Origin of the sequence: Amaricoccus sp., from assembly GCF_017995835.1 — a bacterium.
Lineage (GTDB): Bacteria > Pseudomonadota > Alphaproteobacteria > Rhodobacterales > Rhodobacteraceae > Amaricoccus.
In genome coordinates this window covers 21,676-27,675 of record NZ_JAGOID010000034.1, presented here as the reverse complement: position 1 = coordinate 27,675, position 6,000 = coordinate 21,676, and the positions used below count along the sequence as shown (strand labels likewise).

Annotated in this window: 6 protein-coding genes; all 6 read left to right on the top strand. The window is 71.2% G+C overall.

Annotated features, from left to right (window positions below):
- A partial coding sequence (locus KBA23_RS07590; RefSeq protein WP_290738875.1) for a pyruvate kinase occupies positions 1 to 594 on the top strand: 594 nt, incomplete at its 5' end.
- A gap of 430 nt (positions 595 to 1,024) precedes the next feature.
- On the top strand, positions 1,025 to 1,309 hold the full coding sequence (locus tag KBA23_RS07585) for a hypothetical protein (RefSeq protein ID WP_290738872.1): 285 nt from the start codon (positions 1,025 to 1,027) through the stop codon (positions 1,307 to 1,309).
- Between the two features lie 180 nt (positions 1,310 to 1,489).
- Complete coding sequence (gene rpiA, locus KBA23_RS07580; protein WP_290738869.1) at positions 1,490 to 2,251, top strand: ribose-5-phosphate isomerase RpiA; 762 nt, start codon at positions 1,490 to 1,492, stop codon at positions 2,249 to 2,251.
- 7 nt (positions 2,252 to 2,258) lie between these two features.
- Positions 2,259 to 3,647, top strand: coding sequence for a glutathione-disulfide reductase (gene gor, locus KBA23_RS07575; RefSeq protein ID WP_290738866.1), 1,389 nt, complete (start codon positions 2,259 to 2,261; stop codon positions 3,645 to 3,647).
- A 37-nt stretch (positions 3,648 to 3,684) separates the two neighbouring features.
- Positions 3,685 to 4,890 (top strand): FtsH protease activity modulator HflK, encoded by a 1,206-nt coding sequence (hflK, locus tag KBA23_RS07570; RefSeq protein WP_290738863.1) that lies wholly within the window; start codon positions 3,685 to 3,687, stop codon positions 4,888 to 4,890.
- The gene (locus tag KBA23_RS07565; protein ID WP_290738860.1) at positions 4,887 to 5,810 is read left to right on the top strand and encodes a protease modulator HflC; all 924 of its coding nucleotides are present in this window, start codon (positions 4,887 to 4,889) and stop codon (positions 5,808 to 5,810) included. The genes hflK and KBA23_RS07565 overlap by 4 nt, the downstream gene beginning before the upstream one ends.
- The last annotated feature ends 190 nt before the right edge of the window (positions 5,811 to 6,000 follow it).

Here is a 6,000-nt window from a genome sequence, read left to right as displayed (position 1 = left end):
GTGCCGACGCGGGCCGAGGTCTCGGACGTGGCGCCCGCGATCTACGAGGGCGTCGACGCGGTCATGCTTTCCGCCGAAAGCGCCGCCGGGGACTATCCGGTCGAGGCGGTGACGACGATGAACAACGTCGCCGAGTCGGTCGAGAACGACCTGGCCTACCGCGAGGTGATCGAGGCGCAACGCAACGCCCATTCCGGCGCGGTCTCCGACGCGATCACCTCGGCCGCGCGCGACGTGGCGGAAACCACCAAGGTCAAGGCGATCTGCTGCTTCAGCCATTCCGGCAGGACCGCCTCGCTCGCAGCGCGCGAGCGGCCGCGCGTGCCGATCATCGCGCTGACCCCGCTCATCCGTTCGGCCCGGCGACTGGCGTTGACCTGGGGCCTGCACTGCGTCGTGGTGCCGGAGGTCGACCGCTTCAAGATGGCGGTGGTGGCGGCGGCCCGGGCCGCGCGCGACCATGGTTTCGCGACCGCCGAGGACCGCATTGTCGTCACCGCCGGCATTCCCTTCGGGGTCGCGGGCTCGACCAACATCCTGCGCGTCGCGGCATGCAGCGAACGCGCCATTTTCGAGGGCGGCGCGGAGGACTGACACAGGGTTCGGTCAATCCGTCCGCATTTCCCCGACGGGAATGACGCGGGGTCCGTGCAGAGGCTTCCGCGCGGCCTGCCCCGTGGCGAACCGCGCCTGCACGCCCGACGGGCCTGAAGGCAGGCGTTCAGCGTTGGGGGCAGGTGCGCCGCGATTGCGACGGGTAGGGATGTCCCGGTCGCCGGAGACATCGGCGCGGAGCGCGCGGAATCCCGATCCCGTCTGAATAGAACTCGGGGCCGCCGGCTCATCCGTCAGGGCAGGCCGCCCGGCGCAACACGGGCTAACGCGCCCAACACGCGCTAACACGCGTGATAGGTAGAGTAACTATCTGATTACACATGATAAAAAGCTTCAAGGGTCAAAAAGGACGAGCTTCACCCTGCTTCCCTCGTGGCGGCGGCTGCGGGGCGGCGAATGGGCGAACGAGGTGGAGCGCGAGGCGCTGGAGGCGGTCTCGCCCGGCTTCAACCCGGGCGAACCGGACTGGGACCGCTTGGAATCCAACCAGTACTCCATCGGATATGAACTGCTGCACGATTTCGCCCCCGGCCTGCGCTTCGTCAACAATGCCCGCTACGTGCGCACGGACGTGGACTATCGGCAGGTGCTGGCCCGGAACGGGTTCACCGGCAATCCCGACCGGCCGCTGGAGGTGGGGCGCGAAGCCACCATCCACGACCAGGAGATCGAGGTCGCGCCATGGCGAAGATGATGCGGCCCCGGAGGGCGCGAAGCGATCATGCGCTCCGGCAACGACCGCGCGCGCGCCGCCGTCCGGGACTTTCGTTGACGATCTGGTGAGGTCCGGTCGAGCGTTTTCCGGCGCGTGGCGCTTTCGGCGACGGGGGGATGGCCCTATAAGCGGCGGACCCCGAGAGACGTGGAGCCCGCGATGACGCTCAGCCCTGCCGATCAAGCCAAGCGCGCCGCCGCCGCCCAGGCGCTCGGCCTCGTCACGCCGGGAATGCGGCTCGGGCTCGGCTCGGGCTCGACCGCGGCCTGGTTCGTCCGCCTGCTCGGGGATCGCGTGCGCGCGGGGCTCGACGTCGCCTGCGTGGCCACGTCGAGCGGCACGGTCCGTCTTGCCGAGACCGAGGGCATCGCGCTCACCCCGCTGACCGACCTCGGCCGGCTGGATCTGACCGTCGACGGCGCGGACGAGATCGACGCGGACCTCGCGCTGATCAAGGGCGGCGGCGCCGCGCTCTTGCAGGAGAAGATCGTCGCCGCGGCCTCGGACCGCTTCGTGGTGGTCGCGGACGACACGAAGCGGATGGAGACGCTCGGGGACTTCCCGCTCCCCGTCGAGGTGGTGCGCTTCGGCTGGACCGCCACCCGGGACGCGATCGCGGCGATGCTCGAGCGGGCGGACGTGGACGGGCGCGAGGTCGGGACGCGGATGGCGGGAACCGAGATGCTCGTCACGGACGAGGGTCACTACCTCCTCGACCTTCGCCTCGGCCGGATCGGGAACCCCGAGGCGCTCTGCGCCGCGCTGAACGCGATCCCCGGCGTGGTCGAGAACGGTCTCTTCGTCGGCATGGCGGAGCGGGCGATCATCGGGCATCCCGACGGGCGGGTGGAGGAGATCCTTCCCGCCGGCCCGGCCCGCGAGGATTTCGTCGAGGAAGCGATGCGCAGCGCGGATGCATGAGGCCGCGGTGAGCGATCCCTTCGATCTCGATCTCTTCGTCATCGGCGGCGGCTCGGGCGGCGTCCGCGCCGCGCGCATCGCGGCGGGCTACGGCGCGCGCACGGCCCTGGCCGAGGAGTACCGCGTCGGCGGCACCTGCGTGATCCGCGGCTGCGTGCCGAAGAAGCTGATGGTCTACGCCTCGACCTTCCGCGACGCCTTCGAGGATGCGGCCGGCTATGGCTGGACGCTCGCCTCCGCGCCGCGCTTCGACTGGGCGCGCTTCATCGCGGCCAAGGACGCCGAGATCGCGCGGCTCGAAGCGGTCTACCGCGCCAACCTGGATCGGGCCGGTGTGCGGATCGTCGACGCAAGGGCGAGCGTCCTCGATCCGCACCGGGTGCGGCTCGGGACCGGCGAGGAACTGACCGCCAAGCACATCCTCGTCGCCACCGGCGGGGCGCCGCGGATGCCCGGCTTTCCCGGCGCCGACCTCGCGGTCAGCTCCAGCGAGATGTTCGCGCTGCCCGCCCTGCCACGGCGGATGGCGGTCCTGGGCGGCGGCTATATCGCCTGCGAGTTCGCCGGGATCATGAACGGGCTCGGCGTCGAGGTGGTCCAGCTCTATCGCGGCGAACAGATCCTGCGCGGTTTCGACGACGACGTGCGCGCCCATGTCGCGGAGGCGATGCGCGGGCGGGGCGTCCGCATCGAAACGCAGAGCGACGTGGCGGCGATCGAGCGCGCCGGCGACGGCCTGCGGGTGCTGACCGCGAGCGGCGCGCGGCACGACGTCGACCTCGTGCTGGCGGCGACGGGCCGGGCTCCGAACACGCCGGGTCTCGGGCTCGAGTCGCTGGGGGTGCGGTTGCGCGAGGACGGCGCGATCGAGGTCGACGACTGGTCGCAGACGTCGGTGCCCTCGATCTACGCCGTCGGCGACGTCACCGGGCGCGCGGCGCTGACCCCGGTCGCCATCCGCGACGGCCATGCCTTCGCCGACACGGTGTTCGGCGCGCGGCCGACGCCGGCCGATCACAAGCTGGTCGCGACGGCGGTGTTCACCCAGCCGGAGATCGGCACGGTCGGCCTCGGCGAGGCGGCGGCGCGCCGGCGGGGGCCGGTGGTCGTCTACCGGGAGAGCTTCCGGCCGATGGCCAACATCCTCGCCGGGCGGCCGGAGCGGATGCTGATGAAGCTCGTGGTCGATGCGCGCGACGACCGCGTGCTCGGCTGCCACATCGTCGGCCACGGGGCCGGCGAGATGATCCAGCTCGCCGCGGTGGCGCTCGGAATGGGCGCGACCAAGGCCGATTTCGACCGCACCATGGCGGTGCATCCGACCGCTGCGGAGGAGCTCGTGACCATGCGGCGCGGCGTCTCCGATCTTGAAATGGCGGGGGCAGGGGACACTTGAGACCTGCCTGCGCGACGACCGAGGAGTTTAGGACCCTATGCCATACAGCAACAACGGCGGCCCCTGGGGCGGCGGCGGCAAGGGCCGCGGACGCGGGCCCTGGGGCGGCAAGGGTTCAGGCGGGGACGGTGGTTCCGGCGGCGGCGGCGGGCCGGGCGGGCAGCCTCCGATCCCCGACATCGACGAGATCGTCCGCAAGGGCCAGGAGCAGCTCAAGATCCTGATGGGCGGCGGCCGCGGCGGCGGCGCGCGCGGTCCGGGCGGCGGCCAGGGCGGCGGCGGCGTCGGGCGGCGCGGTCTTTTCCTGATCGCCGGCGGCGTCGTGCTCCTCTGGGCCTTCATGTCCTTCTACACCGTGCGGCCGGAGGAGCAGTCGGTGGAGCTGACCTTCGGCGAGTGCCGGGGCGACTGCATCGGCCAGCCCGGCCTGAACTTCGCGCCCTGGCCCGTGGTGACGCGCGAGGTCGTGCAGGTGACGGGCGAGCGCACCGAGGAGATCGGGTCGGGCACCTTGCGCGGCACGAGCGCGGGGCTGATGCTGACCGGGGACGAAAACATCGTCGACATCACCTTCCAGACGGTCTGGAACGTGCGCGATCCGGCGGCGTTCCTGTTCAACCTCGCCGACCCGGAGTCGACCATCCAGTCGGTGTCGGAATCGGCGATGCGCGAGGTGGTCTCGCGCTCCGACCTGTCGCCGATCCTGAGCCGCGACCGAGGCGTGATCAGCCAGGAGGTGCAGCAGCTGATCCAGAACACGCTCGACGACTATGGCTCCGGCGTGAACGTCGTGCGCGTCAACCTGCTGCGGGCCGACCCGCCCGAACAGGTGATCGACGCCTTCCGCGAGGTGCAGGCGGCGCGGCAGGAGCGCTCGACGCTTCAGAACCGCGCCGACGCCTACGCCAACGAGACGCTCGCGGCGGCCCGCGGCCAGTCGGCCCAACTGCTTCAGGAGTCCGAGAGCTACCGCGCCCGGCAGGTCAATTCCGCGACCGGTGAAGCCAGCCGCTTCTCGGCGGTGCTCGCGGAATATCTCAAGGCGCCCGAGGTGACGCGACAGCGCCTCTACCTCGAGACGATGGAGGGCGTGCTGGGCGACGTGGAGCTGTTCCTGCTGGACACGCCGAGCGCCGGCGGGAGCGGGCTCGTGCCCTACCTGCCGCTCAACGAGTTGAGGCGCGCGCCCGCGGCCTCGTCCGCGCCGGCCCGTTCGGCAGCCTCCGGGGGGATCGCCGAATGAGCCGCCGCATGCCGTTGCTGATCGGGATCCTCGTCGCTCTCGTCTTCATCGCCTTCAACGCCTTCTACATCGTCGACGAGCGCCAGAAGGCGATGGTGCTCCAGTTCGGACAGGTGCGGTCGGTCAAGGAAGATCCGGGGCTGGGGTTCAAGATTCCGTTCATCCAGAACGTCGTGTTCTATGACGCGCGCATCCAGGGCATAGACACGCCCTCGCTCGAGGTGACGCCGCTCGACGACCGCCGCCTGATCGTCGACGCCTTCGCGCGCTGGCGCATCGCCGACGTCGAGCAGTTCCGCCGGGCCGTCGGCGCGGGGGGCATGAATGTCGCCTCGCAGCGGCTGGAGTCGATCCTCAACGCCAACGTGCGCGAGGTGCTCGGATCGGTGCGTTCCGAGGCGGTGCTTTCGGCCGACCGGGTCGGGCTGATGAACCGCATCCGCGACCAGTCGATCGCCGAGGCCCGGGCGCTCGGCGTGGACGTGATCGACGTGCGGCTGAAGCGCGCCGACCTGCCGGAGCAGAACCTCGAGGCGACCTTCCAGCGGATGCAGGCCGAGCGCCAGCGAGAGGCCGCCGACGAGCGCGCGCGCGGCAACGAGGCGGCGCAGCGCGTGCGGGCGCAGGCGGACCGCACCGCGGTGGAGATCGTCTCCGAGGCGGAGCGCGACGCCAACGTGATCCGCGGCGAGGCCGACGCCGAAAGGAACGCGATCCTCGCCGAGGCATTCGGGGCGAACCAGGAGTTCTTCGCCTTCATCCGGTCGATGCAGGCCTACACGAAGTCGCTCCGCGGGGAGAACACCACGCTGATGGTCGAGCCGGACAGCGAGTTCTTCAACTACCTGAACGCGCCGCATTCGGCCGGGCGGACGGAAGTCGCGCCCGAAGCCGCCCCCCCGGCGACGGCGAGCGAGTAGGCCGGGAGCCGGCCGCCCGTGCGGGTCAGAGTGCGGGCCCTCGCGCTGCTTGGCGCGGGGGCCCTGCGGCGCTAGACTTGTCCGCCGGGCCACCACGCCAGCGTCTGGCGTAACGCGGGCGTGACGGCACAAAGGCGTGACTTGCGCGAGGCTTCGGGCGCGATCATGTCACGGGGCAGGCGGCTCGGAT